Origin of the sequence: Laspinema olomoucense D3b (genome assembly GCF_025370785.1) — a bacterium.
GTDB classification, from domain to species: domain Bacteria; phylum Cyanobacteriota; class Cyanobacteriia; order Cyanobacteriales; family Laspinemataceae; genus Laspinema; species Laspinema olomoucense.
In genome coordinates this window covers 1-2,398 of the sequence record NZ_JAMXFA010000088.1, presented here as the reverse complement: position 1 = coordinate 2,398, position 2,398 = coordinate 1, and the positions used below count along the sequence as shown (strand labels likewise).

The 2,398-nt window shown below is 42.6% G+C and carries 2 protein-coding genes; both read left to right on the top strand.

The window, feature by feature from the left end; genetic code table 11:
* Window positions 1-252: 252 nt before the first annotated feature.
* The gene (locus NG792_RS28710; RefSeq protein WP_261237791.1) at window positions 253-1,413 is read left to right on the top strand and encodes a DUF4347 domain-containing protein; all 1,161 of its coding nucleotides are present in this window, start codon (window positions 253-255) and stop codon (window positions 1,411-1,413) included.
* Between the two features lie 503 nt (window positions 1,414-1,916).
* Window positions 1,917-2,398 (top strand): choice-of-anchor Q domain-containing protein (locus NG792_RS28705; protein ID WP_317619535.1); only part of this gene is annotated, 482 nt, incomplete at its 3' end.

Sequence of the window (2,398 nt, the reverse complement as noted above, 5' to 3'; positions counted from 1 at the left end):
TTGGTCGCTTTAAATAATGTGGACGCCACGAGGATTACTCCTGTGGATATTGTGATGATTTAGGGGAAAGTTGGGGGGATTTTTTCCCATTAAAAAGTTGGATATTTCTCCCTCTCGACAGCAGTATCACGGCTGCTAAACTCAACCGATAGGCTGCTAAAATGAGGTTAAATCCGAACCCTTGCCTCTCGGAAGCCTCTTTTCTCAATCAGGGCTGGTATCTACCCGAAAAAACATTTTGGAGTAGTCCCGATGATCAGTAATATGGATTCCCTTATAACTCAAAACAAGGGCAGATTTTCTTCGGCGAAATCATTAGTTTTTATTGATTCTAACGTAGAAAATTATCTCAGTTTGATTCCCGGTGTTTGGGAGAATTTTCAGGCGATTGTGTTAGATGAGTTTGCTGATGGCGTCCAGCAGATTACTGAGGTTTTAGAAAGCCTCATGAGGCAGGGTCAACCTGTAGAATCTCTGCATATTATTTCACACGGTAGTCCCGGTTGCTTGCGCCTAGGGAAGGTGATGTTATCCGCTGATAATTTATGCGAATTTCAAGAAAGTTTGCAGTCTTGGTCTAGGGCCTTGATTCCCGAAGGCAATCTGTTCCTCTATGGATGTCAAGTAGCAGCAGGAATCGGTGCCGAATTTGTAAGAACCCTGAGTCGCTTGACGGGGGTTAATATTGCCGCATCCGTGGATATGACGGGCAATTCAGAACGCGGAGGTAACTGGGATTTAGCCTTTAGAACGGGAGAAATAACCGCACCCTTGGCACTCAAACCCGAGGCGATGATGGCATATTCGGGAGTTTTGGCGATTCTAACAGTGACGAATGCCAATGATAGTGGGGCGGGGTCTTTAAGAAATGCGATCACCTCTGCCCAAGGGGGAGACACCATCCTGTTTGACTCTAGTCTTGCCAATCAAACCATTACCCTGACTAGCGGTCAATTAGAACTAAATAAAGACCTAACCATTGATGGCTCAAATGCTGCTGGGATTACGATTAGTGGCAATAATGCCAGTCGAGTTTTCTGGGTTAGCAATTTCCGAACAGTTAACTTGGCTAACTTAAATTTAATTAATGGAAAAACCCTTGAAACGGGAATAGATGGTTCGGGTGGAGCAATTTATACTCGGTCACGGGTCAACTTGAACATTGAAAATGTTAATTTTAGAAATAATTTTACTAGAGGAGAAGGAGGTGGAGCAATTGCGACAGGCAATAGTAGTAATATAACTATAACTGGCAGTATATTTGATGGAAATGATGCAACGGCAAGTCAAAGCGAACGTGGGGGGGGGCTATTTCCACATTTGGAAATAGCATCCTTACTGTTAAAAATAGTCAATTTCTTAATAACAAAGGAATTAATGGAGGGGCAATCAATACTGCTTCTACTCTTTTAAATGTAGAAAATTCTACATTTATTAATAACGACACAACAGCAGGAGCATCCATAAATCAAGACCTTAGAGGTTTTGGTGGAGCCATTTTTACTGATGGAGTCTCTGCAAGTTTTGGCGGAACTTCGGGAACGAGCGTAATTCGTAGTAGTCGATTTGAAGGGAATATAGGAGTCGGAAAAGGAGGCGCAGTTTTTTTCTTTATTTATGGTGAAAATGGAGATAAAGGTATTGTTGAAGATAGTATTTTTGTCAACAATATTATCATTTCTGATTATTTAAATCAAGCGTTAGGAGGAGGCTTGCGATTAGGAAATGGAGATTTCACAGTGCGCAATACTACTTTTTATAACAATGTATCTCAGGGCCAAGGAGGTGGTTTATGGATTGACAATAAATCACCAACTACTATCATTAATAGTACCTTTTCTGGAAACAAATCAGAAAATTCCGATGGAACTGGGGGTGTAGGTGGTGGGATCACAACTTTCTCTCCGACGACCATTGTGAACACAACTATTGTCAATAATCAAGCAGGTGATGTAGCCGGAGCAATTTTTACCAGTCTCATTTCGCCTCCCATTACACTGTCAAATACAATTGTCAGTAATAATACAGCAGGAAATGGATTAAGTCGGTTTCAGCAAACGAGAAAAGAGCTAATTGATGGCGGGAATAACATTCAATTCCCCAGCAAAAATCTGAACGCTTCTCAAGATGTTAACGTCACCGCCAATGTGCGGATCGCCGACCCCCTATTAGGACCGTTGCAGGAAATAGATGGATTTTTGATTCATCCCTTACTACCCGGAAGTCCTGCCATTGATGCGGGTAATAATGCCGTAGCACCCACCACAGATACACGGGGACAAATTCGGCCCTTTGATGGGGATGAGAATGGGACGGCAGTGGCCGATATTGGGGCTTATGAATTCACCGTTCCCATCCTCTCAGAATTGCCGATTGAAGTATTACTAGGAACCACGGC

Bases quoted from the DNA above. Each gene is read 5' to 3' on its own strand.
- NG792_RS28710 (WP_261237791.1), top strand. From the start codon at position 253: ATGATCAGTAATATGGATTCCCTTATAACTCAAAACAAGGGCAGATTT.